The sequence below is a fragment of the Trinickia camelliae genome (assembly GCF_053525655.1).
The window spans coordinates 156703-171549 of the sequence record NZ_JBCHAA010000013.1 but is presented as its reverse complement, the minus strand read 5'-3'; the positions used below and the strand labels follow the sequence as shown (position 1 = coordinate 171549).

Sequence of the window (14847 nt, the reverse complement as noted above, 5' to 3'; positions counted from 1 at the left end):
GTACTCGATGGCCGGCTCCACCAACCGTTCCAGCATGCGCGGCGGCCGCTCGCGCCGTGCGATGGCCGACATCAACGTCGTGCCGTACATCGACGTCATGCTGGTGCTGCTCGTCATCTTCATGGTGACGGCCCCGCTCGTCGCGCCTTCCATCGTCAATCTGCCGACCGTCGGCGGCGCGGCGCCGCAACAGCAAACGCCGCCCGTCGTGGTCAACATTCGCGCGGACGGCAAGATGAACGTCAAATACAAGGACGATTCGGGCGCCACGCAGCAGGAAGACATGACTCGCGCGGATCTGAACAGCTTCGTCGTCGATCGTCAGGCATCGCATCCCGATCAACCGGTCGTGATTGCCGCCGACAAGACCGTCCAGTATGAAGTCGTCATGAACGTGATGTCCGACCTGAAGGCGCGGGGCGTCAAGCGCGTAGGCTTGCTGGTCAAATCGCAATGAACCGGAAGAAGTCCGTTTATCCGTTTCACCCGCCTAAGGAGCGGGGCACTTGGCGAGCGTTCGCGCTCGCCGCGCTGATGCATGTCCTGCTCGGGCTGTTCCTGTATCACGGCATCCATTGGCAGAACAGCACGCCGGCCGGCGCCGAGGCCGAGCTTTGGACCGACATCCCGAATCAGCCGACGCCCGCGCCGGTTGTGACGCCGCCGGTGCAGGTCGCGCCTACTCCGCCCGTCAAGGACGAAGAAGCCGACATCGCGCTGCAGGAGAAGAAACGCAAGCAACAAGAGGAAGCCGCAGCCAAGGCCGCCCTCCTCGCCGAGCAGCAGCGCCTGAAGCTCCAGGCCCAGCAGGAAGCGGAAGCCAAGCGCCAGCAGCAGCTCGCTGAGCAGCAGGCAGCGCAACTGGCTGCGCAGAAAGCGACTGCGGACAAACTGAAGCAACAGCAGGCGCAGGCCGAAAAGCTCAAGCAGCAGCAACTGGCCGAACAGGAAAAGCTGAAACAGCAGCAGCTCGAGCAGCAAAAAGCCCAGCAGCAAGCGCAGCTCGAAGCGCAGCAGAAGGCCGACGCGGACAAGGCCGCGAAGGCTAAGCAGTTGGCTCAGCAGCAAGCGGCCAAGAAACAGCTCGATCAGGAACGGCGTGCGCGCCTAGCGCAAATGCAAGGCATGGCCGGCGGCGAAAGTTCGACCGGCAACGGCCTGGCCAAGAGCGGCACCGGCAGCGGCGCGGGCGGGACGGCAACGTCACCGGGCTACGCGGAGAAGGTGCAGCGTCGAGTGCGTCCGAACATCGTGTGGGCGGGTGACACACAGGGATTGGAAACTGTGATTTCGGTGCGCTGCGCGCCGACCGGCACGCTGCTGTCCGCCACGGTCCAGCGCTCCAGCGGCAACGCGCAGTGGGACGACGCGGCATTGCGCGCCGTCCAGCGCTCGGACCCGATGCCGCTCGACACCGACGGCCGCGCGCCCGCAACGTTCTTGATCACGATGCGTCCGGCGGCGTGAACCAAGTCCCCTGCCCCGCTCCGGCAGGGGGAAATACGGGAACGAATCGACGGTTTGCTGGTCTCTTTGCTGTTGTGCAGTGGTTGTTACATATCGTTATTCGGGAATTTATACAGCATGAGTTTGATGACGAAGCTAGGCCTTAGAACACTCGTGGCGTCATGCCTGATTACGGCAGGCGCTGCCGCCCATGCCCAACTCAACGTCCTCGTGACGGGCGTCGGTTCTACCCAGTTTCCGATTGCTACGGCGAATTTCGCCAACGAAGTGAATTCTCCTCAGCAGATCAGCACGATCGTGCGCCAGGATCTGGCCCGCAGCGGCAAGTTCACGAATATCGACGCCGGCAGCGCGCCGGTCTCCGAAACCGATTCGGTCGACCTCGGCGCCTGGAAGGCCAAGGGCGCGGATGCGTTCGTCTCGGGCAGCGTCACGCGCCTTGCGAACGGCCAATACGAAGTGCGCTTCAAGCTCTATGACACGGTCAAGCAGCAAAGCCTCGGCGGCCTGTCGCTCGTGAGCCCGGAAAGCGGGCTGCGGATGAGCGCGCACAAGATCGCCGACTACATCTATCAGCAGCTGCTCGGCACACGCGGTGTGTTCGCGACGCGCCTGTCGTACGTGATCAAGAGCGGCAACAAGTATCTGCTGCAGATTTCCGACTCCGACGGCCAGAACGCACAATCCGCGCTGACGAGCCCGGAGCCGATCATTTCGCCGGCCTGGTCGCCCGACGGCACGAAAGTCGCGTACGTGTCGTTCGAAAAGAAGAAACCGATCGTCTACATTCACGACCTGCCGACCGGCCGCCGCGTGATCGTCTCCGACCAGAAGGGCAACAACAGCGCGCCGGCCTGGTCGCCTGACGGCCGCACGGTGGCGGTCGCCCTCTCGAAGACCGGCAATACGCAGATTTTCGCAGTCAACGCCGATGGAACCGGCTTGCGCCGCCTCACGCAAGGCAGCTCCATCGATACCGAACCTTGTTACTCCCCCGACGGGCAGTCGATTTACTTCACCAGCGACCGCGGCGGCCAGCCTCAGATCTATAAGATGCCGGCCCAGGGCGAAAGCGCCGGCGCGGCGCAGCGCGTGACGTTCAACGGCAACTACAATACGAGCCCGCGCATCAGCCCCGACGGCAAGACGCTTGCCTATATCTCCCGTGTGGGCGGCGCCTTCAAGCTGTATGTTCAGGATCTATCGAGCGGCGTAGCCACGGCGCTCACCGACACGACACATGACGAATCGCCGAGCTTCGCGGCGAATGGTCAGTACATTCTTTACGCCACACAGGTGAACGGCCGTGGCGTGTTGGCCGCTGTATCGACCGATGGTCGGACGCGGCAGGTCCTGTCCGTTCAGGGAGGCAGCGTGCGCGAGCCGACCTGGGGCCCGTTTATGCAATGACACACAAGGAGAGTAACGAATGATGTCCAAACTTCGTATGGCGTTTGCCGTGTTGCTGGTTGGTGCTTTGGCTGCTTGCAGCTCGGGCGTGAAGAAGACCGAAAACGCGAATCAAGGCGCGGTCAGCACCCAACCGAACCCGAATGCGGTGGCGCCGGTGGTGGTCGACGAGCTGAACAACCCGAACAGCCCGCTCGCCAAGCGCAGCGTGTACTTCGACTTCGACAGCTATTCGGTCAAGGACGAGTACCAATCGCTGCTGCAAGTCCACGCGAATTACCTGAAGAGCCATCCGGAACGTCACGTCCTGATCCAAGGCAACACCGACGAGCGCGGCACGAGCGAGTACAACCTGGCGCTCGGCCAGAAGCGTGCTGAAGCCGTCCGTCGCGCGCTGTCGCTGCTCGGCGTGCCGGATTCGCAAATGGAAGCCGTGAGCCTCGGTAAAGAAAAGCCGCTGGCAACCGGTCATGACGAAGCGTCGTGGGCGCAAAACCGCCGCGCCGACCTCGTCTATCAATAATGGATGAATAGGCGTATGACGTACCGTTTCCCCTGGCTGCGGTTTGCCGCAGCCGCCTGCGTGGCCGGATCGGCGCTCGTCGCGGCGCCGGCGCACGCCGGCCTGTTCGACGATGATCAGGCGCGCCAGGCGATCCTCGATCTGCGCAGTAAGACGGACAGTCTCACTACCCAGCTCGCGGCCGCCCAGCGCACGATCCTCGATCAATCCAACCGGCTCGACCAGCTCAACCAGCAGGTCGCCACGCTGCGCGGACAGAACGAAGACCTGACGAACCAGGTCTCCACCCTGCAAAAGCAGCAAAAGGACTACTACACCGACCTCGATACGCGGCTCAAGAAGTTCGAGCCGCAGCAGCAGACGGTGGATGGGGTCCAGGGCACGGTGCAGCCGGGTGAGACGGAAGCGTTCAACGCCGCGTCGCAGCAGTTCCGCAACGGCGACTTCAAGAACGCGGCGGCTTCGTTCCGCGATTTCATCCAGAAGTATCCGCAGAGCCCCTATCAGCCGACCGCGCAGTACTGGCTCGGCAACGCGCTGTATGCGCTGCGCGATTACAAGGGCTCGACGGCCACCTGGCAGAGTGTCGTGAAGAACTATCCGCAGCATCCGCGCGCACCGGAAGCGCTGCTGGCGATTGCGAACAATCAACTGGAACAAGGTCAAAAGGCCGCTGCCCGCAAGACCTTGCAGCAAATCGTCGACCAATACGGCTCGTCAGAAGTCGCACAGACGGCGCAAAACAAGCTCTCGCAGATCAAATAAACGAAGCCATCACGCGCATGTGGATCCAGTAACACAAGGCGCGCCTCTCGCTGGAAAGCCCGGAGCATCAACACTCCGGGCTTTCTTTTTTGGCCGGATGATAGTCTCGCTGACGAAACGTTGACAAGCGCAATGATCCGCCGCTATAATTTTGCCTCTTTGGGTCGTTAGCTCAGCTGGTAGAGCAGCGGACTTTTAATCCGTTGGTCACAGGTTCGAATCCCGTACGGCCTACCAAAGACATAAAGGGTTACATGCGAACTGCATGTAACCCTTTTTCGTTTCCGGCGACGTCAGACGCTCGCAGCACCTCGCCTGCATCCCTTCGTGCACAATATCTCGGCCGCCGCTTAAACCGAGAACACATGAATTCGTCGAAAGGGATTATGCGCAAACTGGGCCTACGCGATTCGATTCAGCGCTTCGTCCGTCGCGCATTCGCACCTGCGCTGAGAAACATGCAGTATGCGGAGAACCGTTTGCGCCCATTCGCAATTCTGGCGATTGTCGGCTTCCCGCTTTACTACTACGTCTGGCATAACGTTTTTCCTCAGCAGTACGAGAATTTGACGCTGAGGCTCGTCGGGTCGGCGCTTTTCATGCCGATCCTGCTCCACCGCCATTGGCCGGCCGCGGCAAAACGCTATCTGCCTCACTATTGGTACGCCGTCGTCTCGTACGGGCTGCCTTTCTTTTTCACCTTCATGCTGTTGAAGAACGACGGTTGCGAAGTGTGGGTGGAAAGCGCTTTGATTGCAGCCTTCGTGATGGTGCTGCTGCTCGATTGGCTCATGCTCGTACTTAGCTTCATGGTGGGCGTCGGCATTGCCGTGCTCGCCTATTGCTTCACCGCCGACCCCGTCAACCTCGGAACGCCCTACCTCGCGCATCTCGCGATTTTTTCGTTCGCGATCGCCATCGGCGCAATCGCCAACTACGACACAGCACGAATCCAGGTCGAGCAGGAGCGCGCCATGCTGGCCACGGCGGGCAGCGTCGCGCATGAGCTTCGCACACCGATGCTTGCGATCCGCGCGGGCGCAGCGGGACTGGGTCGCTTCCTCCCTGTGCTGCTGGAAAGTTACGATCTCGCGAAGCGCAACGGTCTCGACGTTCCGAAGATCCGTCTTGCGCATCTGTACTCCATGCACGGCGCTCTCGAGCGCATCGAGCACGAAGCGTTGCTTTCGAATTCGGTGATCGACATGCTGCTCGTGAACGCACGCTTTACGGGTGGATATACCCAGCACCCCGAACAATGCTCGATGGCACACTGCGTCAACGTGGCGCTTCAGCGGTACCCGTTCCGAGAACAAGAAAGACTCCACGTTCAATGCGATCTCGCCGACGACTTCGCGTTTCGGGGTTCGGATACGCTTATGGTCCACGTCCTGTTCAACTTGATCAAGAATGCGTTGCGCTTCGTGCGCAGCATCGACGACGCGCAGATTTCCATTCGCCTCGCGCGTTCCGCCAAAGCCAACCGCTTGTTCTTCCGGGACAATGGCGCCGGCATCGAACCTGACGCCCTTCCCCATATCTTCACTCGCTTCTATACTTCCTCGGCGATCACTGACGACATCTCGCTCGGTGCCGGAATCGGGCTGGCGTTTTGCCGCGACGTCTTGCGAGAGATGGGCGGTACGATCGAATGCACATCAACGAAGAACTCACACACCGAGTTCATATTGACTCTCCCGTTGCCATGACAAGTGCCATGATCCAGCCATTCGCCTATCCCACCACCGTTGCCTTCGTCGACGACAGCGCAGCCTTTCTGGCTAATCTCAGCCTGCAGCTCGACTCCCAGCTCGCCTTCCGCTTCTTCAGCTCCGCCGAACGCGCGCTCAGCACGATCAACGAGGAAGAGAGCCACACGTCGATGACTGAACGCTTCTTCTGCCGCTATCGCGACCGCGGAGAAGAAAGCGATGCCCAGGAAGTCATCGCGATGAGTCTCGACATCATCTGGCGGCAGGTCCACAACGAACGGCGTTTCGAACACACGTCGGTCGTTGTCGTCGACTACGACATGCCCGGACTGAACGGTCTAGAGATGTGCCGGCGCATTGCGAACCCGGCGATCAAAAAAATCGTTCTAACAGGAAAGGCGGATGAACACCTCGCGGTCAAGGGCTTCAACGAAGGCATCATCGACCGCTTCATCCGCAAGCAGGATACGGGCGCCATACCGGCGCTCAATCAGGCGATCGGCGAAATGCAGCACGCGTACTTCAAGCAGACTCAACACAGTGTCGTCGATACGCTCACGCTTTCCGCATACCGGTTCCTTGCCGATCCGGCGTTCGCGGAAAAAGCCACTGTGATCTTCCGTACGCTCGGCATCGTCGAGCACTATCTGTGGCCTCGCCCAGGTGGCCTGCTCATGCTCGACAGCGCCGGCACGCCCTACCTGCTGCTCGTTTTCTCCGAGGAAGCGCTGCGCGCCACGCGCGAGATCGCCGTTCTGCAAGACGCGCCCGCTGGCTTTCTCGCCGAGCTCGACAGCCTCAGCAGCGTTCCCTATTTTTGGGATTCGGAGGGCTATTACCCGTCCGGGTGCGTGTCGTGGCAGCGTTACATGCATCCGGCAATGGCGATACACGGCAAGGACACCTATCTTTATTCCGTCATCAAGAACCCGCCTGGTCTCAAGCTCGATCCCCTCGTCTCCTATGACGACTATCTCGAGCGTCTCGACCAGGACTTGCACGCGACGTGGGGTTCACAACCGTGAACCCCACGGTGACCGGAAGCTACCCGGTCACGCCGCCCGCTTCACGACACTCAGCTCATCGGCCGCCTGCGGACCGCGCTGCACTCGCCGCGTCGACGGCCAGTTCCTGAGATCGACACGCTCGCGAATCGCATCGCAAACGTCGGCGATTCTCTCGATCTGGTCGTCAGTCAGCGACGCGTTGATGGACATTCGAATCAACGCGCGGTTCTTGGCGGTAGCCGGCGCACAAAAGACCGAACCGAAGATGCCGTGTGATTCGAGCGCATCTCGCAACTCGATCGTGCGTTGTTCCGTTCCGGATTCCAGCGCGATGATCTGGCTGTCGCTGCCGTTCAGGTTGTAGCCGAGACTGGTCAACCGGGTACGCAGGAAGCGCGCATTCGCGGCGACCCGGATGCGACGCCAGTCCTCCTTTTCGATCACACGAACGGTGGAATCGAGCGCCGCCACTTCATATGGCAGCAAAGTCGAACTGAAAATCGCAGGCAGCGACTCGAACTTGAAATACTCCTGGAATCGCCTGGAGCAACTAATCAAACCGGCGCGGCCCGCAAATGCTTTCGCGAGGCTCGCCGTCCGGAAGTGCACCCGGTCGGTCAGTCCGAGCTCGACAACCAGGCCCGCGCCTCCCGGGCCATGCGTTCCTAAAGAGTGAGACTCATCGACGACCAGCACGCAACCCGTGGCCGTTCCGATGTCCACCACGTCTGTCAGCGGACATAGGCTACCGTTGGTGCTGTAGATTGAATCCACGACGATGACGCCTGGCCCATGACGCCGAATCTGCCGCTCGAGATGGTCGACGTCGTTATGGGAGAAAGCGATCGCCTTTGCACCGGCACTGCGAATCCCCTCCCAAAGCGACATATGCGCCATCATGTCCGAGTACACGGGCGTTTCCGAAGAGGCGATCGATTGAATCAGGCCCGTATTGGCGGCGTAGCCGGACTGACACAGCACGCTCGCTTCCGAGCGCATGTAGCGCGCGAAACGCTCTTCGAGTTCGAGCTGCGGGCACTGGCCGTGCAGAAAGATGCCGGACATCAGCATGCCGTTTCCGTCCGACCGAATGCTCGTGCTCATCGCCTCCAGAATCTCCGGATGCCGCGCAATCGAGAGGTAATCGTTACTCGACAGGTGCAGCGCGTCCGGCCCGGGCGCTCGCCCTTTCATGATGTGCCCGCCGCTCCACGTTTCCTGAACGCGCTCGCGATAATAGCGGTCGACGCGCGCGGTCAGAAAGCCCGGCAAATGGGCGTCAGGCATCCTACGATCGTTTTTCAGATCGATGTTTTCGTACATTATTGGCTCCTTATGAATTGCTGCGACTCCCCGCAGCACTTCGATAATGAGCCACCCATTTGGCACAAACAAAATCGTGGTTTTGCCTTTAGGCAAGGGTCCCGCAAAGACGATTAATCTCGCTGTAAGGCGCGACAGAAAGCCGCTCAACCGCACCACACCGCGACGCCGCTCGGTGTTCGCGTTCAAAAAACGGCCGACTAAGAAATTCGGAATTCGGCAAAATCGGACAAAATCGATTACATGCCGGCGATTAATGCCTATAAATCGGGCACTTAACACATCTTAAAAATCACCGGATTATCCGGTCAGCAACGGATACCGCCGTTTTCGACGATCACTTAATAGAAATACGCGAATCGAGTATCACGCATGTGATCCAGCGACCGTTCGTATCCACGATCCGCCTGCGGTTCGGCCCTCCACTCATGACGAACACACCCGTCAGCCACGCGTTTGAAATGCCTTTGCAAGCTAACAAATGCTTGCATTGTGCGTCGCACCATACAGGCCGTTTTCCGCTAATATGCGAAACAGGACTTCAATCCTCCAGATCGCAACGGGCACCTCAAGAGGCGTGTTCATGGGGTCTGCTGCCCGCGCGCCAAGCGGCGCCCAGACAAGGAGAGATCCAATGTTCGACGCTGAAATCGCAGCCACACTTCTCAACCGTTGGATGGGCCAATCATCGACGACCGAGCTCGAGACCTACCTTGAGTTGTTGCGCGAGGGCAACCTCGAATTCTTTCGCCAATCGGGCCGCGTAGTCGACGCGGTGGATGGCGGCACGTTCAATGTCGAGTCGCTGGTGTTCGTCGACGGCTCGCGCACGTTGCGCGTCAAAGCGCCCGATCTCGCGCCGCATTGGACGCGCTGGACGGCCGTCGAGCCGCCTCAAGCGCTCAACCCGGACGCCGTCGAGTCACGCTTGCCGTTCACATCGTGCTGAGCACGTCCCGCCCCGCGCACCGTCAGCCGTTCGACGGCGGCGCTTCACACCCGCGCGCCTGCGCTCAGGCACCGCGCCGCACATCCACGCGATAGCGCGTCACTTGCCGATATCGCATACCGGGACGCAGGATCACGCGCTCCTGATCGTCCATGTTGACTTCGTTCGGAAACGCGCCCGCTTCGAGACACATCCCAGCGTGACGCTGGTATTTCATGCCGTTGCGGCCGACGACTCCCTCTAAATAGTTGCCCGTGTAGAACTGCAGACCGCGCTGATCGGTAAAAACCGTCAGTTGCCGTCCGCTTGCCGGATCGTAGGCACAGGCCACCTGCCTTACGTCCGGTTGCGGGGAAGTTTCGCCCGCCGCAGCAGTCGTTGAGTTCAGCACGTAGCAATGATCGAAGCCCCTTGCCTGCACGAGCTGCGCGTGAGGCCAATCGAGCCGTGCGCCAATCGGCGCGCTTTGGCGGAAATCGAACGCGTTGCCTGCCACTTCGGCGAGCCGGGTCGGAATCAGCGACGCGTCGACTTCGAGGAACGCGTCGGCAGCAATCTCCATCACGTGGCCGCGAATGTCGGTACCCGCGTCGCCCGTCAGGTTGAAGTACGCGTGGTTCGTGAGGTTGAGCGGCGTCGGCGCATCGGCCAGCGCCTCGTAATCGATCGACAGCGTGCCATCGTCATCGAGCGTGTAGCGCACTTGCACCGAAACGTTGCCCGGAAACCCCGCGTCGCCCTCGGGTGATTCGAGCGTCAGTACCAGCGCGCCGTTGTCCTCGGCCGCGTTCCAGATCGCGCGATGAAAGCCGCTCGCGCCGCCGTGCAGCAGGTTCGCGCCCTCGTTGCGATCGAGCGTGTACTCGATGCCGTCGAGCACAAAGCGCGCCTTAGCGATGCGATTCGCCCAGCGGCCGACTATCGCGCCCATGTATGCCGTCGCCGCGAGGTAGTCGGCGGGCGTGTCGTGGCCGAGCAGAATGTCGCCGAGACGGCCGGCGCGATCGGGCGCATGCCACGAGACTAGCGTCGCGCCGAGGTCGCTGATCGCGACCTTCATTCCTTGCGCGTTGCGCAGCGTGAAAAGGCGGACCGCGTCGCCGCCCGGCAACGCGCCCCAGGGTTCGGAAGACAGTCGTGCGATGGTGATCATGTCGTCTGAAAGCAAAGAAATAGGGAAGTGGCGATTATGGTCGTGACGTCGAAGGGCTCACGCGCTCCTGATATTCGCGCGGCGTGCAGCCAAGCTCCCGCTTGAACACCGCGTACATGTACTGCAGCGATGTGAAGCCGCAGCGGATCGCAACCTCCGCACTCGCCGCGTCGCGCTTCGCGAGCAGCGTCTTCGCCGCATCGAGCTTGTGGCGCAGTATCTCCTGGTGCACGGTGCACTGCAGCTCGCGGCGAAAATACTCTTCGAGCGAAGAACGGGACACGCCGACATAATCGGCGACCTGCTCGGTCTTGATCCCCTGGCACGCGTACTGGCGAATGAAGTGGCGCGCGCGCATCACATACGGGCTCGCGAGCGGCTCGTGCTTGGTCGATTCGAGCACGTTGATGCCGACCGGCGGCACGAGAATGCGCCGCCCTGGAAAGCGCGCCCCGCGCAACATCTGATGCAATAAATGCGCCGCTGTGCGCCCCATCTCCTCGGTTCCCTGAATCACCGACGACAGCGGGATGCGCGTCAACGTGCGCGTCAGCGGGTCGTTGTCGATGCCGATGATCGCCACCTGCTCCGGCACCGGCGTGCCCGAGGTCAGGCACGCCTGCAGCAGTTGCCGCGCACGGGCGTCGGTGACCGCGATGATGCCGACGGGCTTGGGCAGCGTCGCGAGCCACGCGGTGAGTTTTTCGATCGCTTCGTTCCAGGCGGGCGCGCTCGTCGGCAGGCCACGATAGATTTCGGCTTCATGGCCGTCCGCGGCGCGCAGGCGCGTGAACGCGAGTTCGCGCTGCTGGGCCCAGCGATTTTCCGGCGCTTCGGGCAGGCTGTAGAGCGCAAAGTTCTCCAAGCCCGCGCCGATCAGGTGCGTATAGGCGAGCGAGACGAGCTTCGCGTTGTCGGTGGCGATGTAAGGCAGATCCGGCGGATAGCCGGCCACGTCCTCATAGGACGAGCCCACCGCGACCACCGGCAGCGGACAATCGGAGAGCGCTTCGCAGACGGCCGGATCGTCGAAGTCGGCAATGATGCCGTCGCCGGCGAAGCGTTCGATGCCGGCGAGGCGGCAGCGGAAATCCTCTTCGAGAAACAGATCCCACGCGACGCGCGTCGACAGCAGATAGTTGCCGATGCCGGTAATGATTTCGCGGTCATACACCTTGTTCGCGTTGAACAAGAGCGCGATTCGATGCGGCGTGAACGGCATGGCGGGCGTAGGCGGCATGGGGGCGCAGGTCATCGCAACGGTGGGGACGCGGCAGAACAACGCCGCGCATTTCTTAAGCGTCCGATTATTTTAGGCCGCGAATCCCCCCGGCGTGTCTATGCTTTCAGGCAGGCGGTGAGAAACATCACGGCGACTGCGCAATTTCGCAATTGCCGGTGTCCGCCTGGCGCTGGCAGCATGGCTTCACCTTGCGGACCTGCGCGAAAGAAGCCGAGCGGGTTGCATCGCAGCATAAATACATGGAGACACCTATGTCCTACTTCGAACACATCCCCGCGATCCGCTACGAGGGCCCGCAATCGGACAACGCGCTTGCGTTCCGCCACTACGACAAGACCCGGCGCGTGCTCGGCAAGACACTCGAAGAACATCTGCGCATCGCGGTCTGCTATTGGCACACGCTGTGCTGGACGGGCAGCGACGTCTTCGGTCAAGGCACGTTCCACCGTCCGTGGCATCAGCCCGGCGACGCGATGGAGCGCGCGCACATGAAAGCGGACGCCGCGTTCGAATTCTTCTCGAAGCTCGGCACGCCCTACTACACGTTCCACGACACCGACGTCGCACCGGAAGGCACGAGCCTCAAGCACTACAGCGAAAACTTCGCGCGCATGACCGACTATCTCGCGAAGAAGCAACAGGATACGGGCGTCAAGCTGCTGTGGGGCACGGCGAACCTGTTCTCGAATCCGCGCTATGCGGCCGGCGCCGCGACCAATCCGAATCCTGAGGTGTTCGCCTACGCGGCCACGCAGGTGCGTCACGCGCTCGACGCGACGCAGCGGCTCGGCGGCGAAAACTACGTGCTGTGGGGCGGCCGCGAAGGCTACGAGACACTGCTCAACACCGATCTCGCCCGCGAACGCGAGCAGCTCGCGCGCTTCTTGCACATGGTGGCCGAGCACAAGCACAAGATCGGTTTCAAGGGCACGCTCTTGATCGAGCCGAAGCCGCAGGAGCCGACCAAGCATCAATACGACTACGACGTCGCGACCGTGCACGGCTTTCTCACGCAATACGGTCTGCAGAACGAATTCCGCGTCAACATCGAAGCGAATCACGCGACGCTCGCCGGGCACTCCTTCCATCACGAAATCGCGACTGCGTTCGCGCTCGGCATCTTCGGCAGCGTCGACGCGAACCGCGGCGATCCGCAAAACGGCTGGGATACCGATCAGTTCCCGAACAGCGTCGAGGAATTGACGCTGGCGTTCTACGAAATCCTGCGTCACGGTGGCTTCACGACCGGCGGCATGAACTTCGACGCGAAGCTGCGGCGGCAGAGCATCGATCCCGAAGATCTGTTTTACGGGCATGTCGGCGCGATCGACAATCTCGCGCTCGCGCTCGAGCGCGCCGCCGCGCTGGTCGAGAACGGCCGGCTCGAGCAGTTCAAGAAGCAGCGCTATTCGGGCTGGGATTCGGAGTTCGGGCGCAAGGTCCTGTCGGGGGGCTACACGCTCGAAACGCTCGCCACCGACGCCGCCACGCGCGCCGTGAATCCGCAGCATGTCAGCGGCCAGCAGGAGCGGCTTGAAAACGTCGTGAACCAGGCGATCTACGGCGCGCGCTAAAAAACGCATCCGGCGGCGCGCGCCAAGCCACGCCGCCGCTGACTGTCGAAAACGCGAATTAACGCGAACAACAGGACGGAGACATGTTCATCGGTATCGACCTCGGCACGTCGGGCGTGAAAGCCGTGCTGCTCGATCGCGACGGCCGCGTGCGCGGCAGCGCGTCGCGCGCGCTCTCGGTGAGCCGGCCGCAGCCGCGCTGGTCCGAGCAGTCGCCCGAAGACTGGTGGATAGCAACCACGAGCGCGCTCGCCGCGTTGCTCGCCGAAGCCCGCAAGGAAGGCATCGCCGCCGCGCAGATCGAAGCGATCGGACTCACCGGCCAGATGCATGGGGCGACGCTCCTCGACGCACAGGGCGACATTTTGCGCCCCGCCATTCTCTGGAACGACGGACGTAGCGATATCGAATGCCGCGAGCTCGAAAGCGCCGTTCCGCAATTGCGCGAGGTGGCCGGCAATCTCGCGATGCCGGGTTTCACCGCGCCGAAGCTGCTATGGGTCCGCAAGCACGAGCCGGACATCTTCGCGCGCGTTGCTAAGGTGCTATTGCCGAAGGACTACCTGCGCTACCGGTTGACCGGCGGCTTCGCGACCGATCCATCGGATGCAGCCGGCACGCTCTGGCTCGATGTCGCCAAGCGCGACTACAGCGACGCCCTGCTCGCTGCATGTGGATTGTCGCGCGAGCAAATGCCCGCCGTCTTCGAAGGCAATCGCGTGACCGGCACGCTCAAGCCGGAACTCGCGCGCGAATGGGGATTGCGCGAGATACCGGTCGTGGCGGGCGGCGGCGACAACGCGGCGGGAGCGGTCGGCGTCGGCATCGTGCGCCCGAAGCAGGCCATGCTGTCGCTCGGCACGTCCGGCGTTTATTTCGCGGTCTCGGATGGCTTCCTCGCGAATCCGGCGTCCGCCGTGCACAGCTTCTGCCATGCGTTGCCGCAGACGTGGCACCTGATGTCGGTGATGCTCAACGCGGCGGGCTGCATCGACTTCACGGCGCAGCTGACCGGTTACGCGGATGTCCCCTCGCTGCTCGCCGATGCCGAAGCCCACTCGGCCCGCACTGATCGCCCGTGGTTCCTGCCCTATCTCTCGGGCGAGCGCACGCCACACAACAACGTGAACGCGAAGGGCGTCTTCCACGGCCTCGCACCCGATACGATCCGTCCCGATCTGGCGAATGCGACGCTCGAAGGCGTCGGCTTCGCGCTCGCCGACGGCATGGACGCGCTGCACGCGGCCGGCCTCGTGCCCGACGATATCTCGCTGATCGGCGGCGGCTCCCGCAGCGCGTACTGGACGCAGATGCTCGCCGATATCTTCGGCCGGCCGCTGACGCTGCGCGCGGGCGGTGAAGTCGGCCCGGCGCTGGGCGCGGCGCGGCTTGCGCATCTCGCGCTCGAGCCCGCGGCCTCGCTCGATGCGATCTGCCCGACGCCCGCGATCGTCGCCGTGCGCGAGCCCGACCCCGCACGCCATACGTGGTATCGCGAAGCGCGGCGCCCGACGTTCCAGGCGCTGTACCGCGCGCTCGAGCCGGTATTCGCCGCAAGCGTCTAGACGCGGCAATCTGCCTGAAGACAATAACGACACAGCGGCCATAAGATCCGCACGGTATATCAGTAGTCCTTTGCAGTCAGCTTGGAGGCCGGCGTGTCTCGCCATGCCGCCTTTCGCCAATTCGGCTGTCCAACCATACAAGAGGAGTGAGACATG

13 protein-coding genes and 1 tRNA gene are annotated in these 14847 nt (G+C 62.2%); 11 read left to right on the top strand and 3 right to left on the bottom strand.

What is annotated here, in order from left to right:
* Positions 1-7: 7 nt before the first annotated feature.
* From tolR to AAHK20_RS21620, 8 genes are all read left to right on the top strand, one after another.
* Positions 8-457 (top strand): protein TolR, encoded by a 450-nt coding sequence (gene tolR, locus AAHK20_RS21655; RefSeq protein WP_449183556.1) that lies wholly within the window; start codon positions 8-10, stop codon positions 455-457.
* Positions 454-1467, top strand: a complete 1014-nt coding sequence (gene tolA, locus AAHK20_RS21650; protein WP_449183555.1) for a cell envelope integrity protein TolA — start codon at positions 454-456, stop codon at positions 1465-1467. Before tolR ends, tolA begins: the two co-directional genes overlap by 4 nt.
* 117 nt (positions 1468-1584) lie before the next feature.
* Positions 1585-2877 carry a Tol-Pal system beta propeller repeat protein TolB gene (tolB, locus tag AAHK20_RS21645; RefSeq protein WP_449183554.1) on the top strand — a complete coding sequence of 431 codons (1293 nt, stop codon included), beginning with the start codon at positions 1585-1587 and terminating at the stop codon, positions 2875-2877.
* A 19-nt stretch (positions 2878-2896) separates the two neighbouring features.
* A complete protein-coding gene (pal, locus tag AAHK20_RS21640) occupies positions 2897-3400 on the top strand; it encodes a peptidoglycan-associated lipoprotein Pal (RefSeq protein WP_449183553.1) in 504 nt (167 codons plus the stop codon).
* Between the two features lie 15 nt (positions 3401-3415).
* Positions 3416-4165: a tol-pal system protein YbgF gene (ybgF, locus tag AAHK20_RS21635; protein ID WP_449183552.1), complete on the top strand. Its 750-nt coding sequence runs from the start codon at positions 3416-3418 to the stop codon at positions 4163-4165.
* Between the two features lie 161 nt (positions 4166-4326).
* Positions 4327-4402: transfer RNA gene (locus tag AAHK20_RS21630), tRNA-Lys, on the top strand.
* 17 nt (positions 4403-4419) lie between these two features.
* Positions 4420-5874, top strand: a complete 1455-nt coding sequence (locus AAHK20_RS21625) for a sensor histidine kinase (protein WP_449183551.1) — start codon at positions 4420-4422, stop codon at positions 5872-5874.
* Entirely contained in the window at positions 5817-6902 is a 1086-nt protein-coding gene (locus tag AAHK20_RS21620; protein WP_449183550.1) for a response regulator, read from the top strand. Before AAHK20_RS21625 ends, AAHK20_RS21620 begins: the two co-directional genes overlap by 58 nt.
* Positions 6903-6929: 27 nt before the next feature.
* Here AAHK20_RS21620 and cqsA read toward each other — a convergent pair whose 3' ends face one another.
* Positions 6930-8489 carry an alpha-hydroxyketone-type quorum-sensing autoinducer synthase gene (cqsA, locus tag AAHK20_RS21615; RefSeq protein ID WP_449183549.1) on the bottom strand — a complete coding sequence of 520 codons (1560 nt, stop codon included), beginning with the start codon at positions 8487-8489 and terminating at the stop codon, positions 6930-6932.
* A 352-nt stretch (positions 8490-8841) separates the two neighbouring features.
* Here cqsA and AAHK20_RS21610 point away from each other — a divergent pair, with 352 nt between their 5' ends.
* Positions 8842-9156, top strand: coding sequence for a hypothetical protein (locus AAHK20_RS21610; RefSeq protein ID WP_449183548.1), 315 nt, complete (start codon positions 8842-8844; stop codon positions 9154-9156).
* Positions 9157-9220: 64 nt separating this feature from the next.
* Here the strand turns inward: AAHK20_RS21610 and AAHK20_RS21605 are convergent, their stop codons facing one another.
* The gene (locus tag AAHK20_RS21605) at positions 9221-10309 is read right to left on the bottom strand and encodes an aldose epimerase family protein (RefSeq protein ID WP_449183547.1); all 1089 of its coding nucleotides are present in this window, start codon (positions 10307-10309) and stop codon (positions 9221-9223) included.
* Between the two features lie 34 nt (positions 10310-10343).
* Positions 10344-11549, bottom strand: a complete 1206-nt coding sequence (locus AAHK20_RS21600; RefSeq protein ID WP_449183546.1) for a XylR family transcriptional regulator — start codon at positions 11547-11549, stop codon at positions 10344-10346.
* 254 nt (positions 11550-11803) lie between these two features.
* Here AAHK20_RS21600 and xylA point away from each other — a divergent pair, with 254 nt between their 5' ends.
* Together xylA and xylB are read left to right on the top strand one after the other, a co-directional pair.
* Positions 11804-13126 (top strand): xylose isomerase, encoded by a 1323-nt coding sequence (gene xylA / locus AAHK20_RS21595; RefSeq protein WP_449183545.1) that lies wholly within the window; start codon positions 11804-11806, stop codon positions 13124-13126.
* Positions 13127-13209: 83 nt separating this feature from the next.
* Entirely contained in the window at positions 13210-14691 is a 1482-nt protein-coding gene (gene xylB / locus AAHK20_RS21590) for a xylulokinase (RefSeq protein WP_449183544.1), read from the top strand.
* Positions 14692-14847: the final 156 nt, after the last annotated feature.

What these genes read in the sequence shown, in the direction of transcription:
- tolR (WP_449183556.1), top strand. Translation starts at nt 8, where the DNA reads ATGGCCGGCTCCACCAACCGTTCCAGCATGCGCGGCGGCCGCTCGCGC.
- tolA (WP_449183555.1), top strand. Translation starts at nt 454, where the DNA reads ATGAACCGGAAGAAGTCCGTTTATCCGTTTCACCCGCCTAAGGAGCGG.
- tolB (WP_449183554.1), top strand. Translation starts at nt 1,585, where the DNA reads ATGAGTTTGATGACGAAGCTAGGCCTTAGAACACTCGTGGCGTCATGC.
- pal (WP_449183553.1), top strand. Translation starts at nt 2,897, where the DNA reads ATGATGTCCAAACTTCGTATGGCGTTTGCCGTGTTGCTGGTTGGTGCT.
- ybgF (WP_449183552.1), top strand. Translation starts at nt 3,416, where the DNA reads ATGACGTACCGTTTCCCCTGGCTGCGGTTTGCCGCAGCCGCCTGCGTG.
- AAHK20_RS21625 (WP_449183551.1), top strand. Translation starts at nt 4,420, where the DNA reads ATGCGAACTGCATGTAACCCTTTTTCGTTTCCGGCGACGTCAGACGCT.
- AAHK20_RS21620 (WP_449183550.1), top strand. Translation starts at nt 5,817, where the DNA reads ATGCACATCAACGAAGAACTCACACACCGAGTTCATATTGACTCTCCC.
- AAHK20_RS21610 (WP_449183548.1), top strand. Translation starts at nt 8,842, where the DNA reads ATGTTCGACGCTGAAATCGCAGCCACACTTCTCAACCGTTGGATGGGC.
- AAHK20_RS21605 (WP_449183547.1), bottom strand. Translation starts at nt 10,309, where the DNA reads ATGATCACCATCGCACGACTGTCTTCCGAACCCTGGGGCGCGTTGCCG.
- AAHK20_RS21600 (WP_449183546.1), bottom strand. Translation starts at nt 11,549, where the DNA reads ATGCCGCCTACGCCCGCCATGCCGTTCACGCCGCATCGAATCGCGCTC.
- xylA (WP_449183545.1), top strand. Translation starts at nt 11,804, where the DNA reads ATGTCCTACTTCGAACACATCCCCGCGATCCGCTACGAGGGCCCGCAA.
- xylB (WP_449183544.1), top strand. Translation starts at nt 13,210, where the DNA reads ATGTTCATCGGTATCGACCTCGGCACGTCGGGCGTGAAAGCCGTGCTG.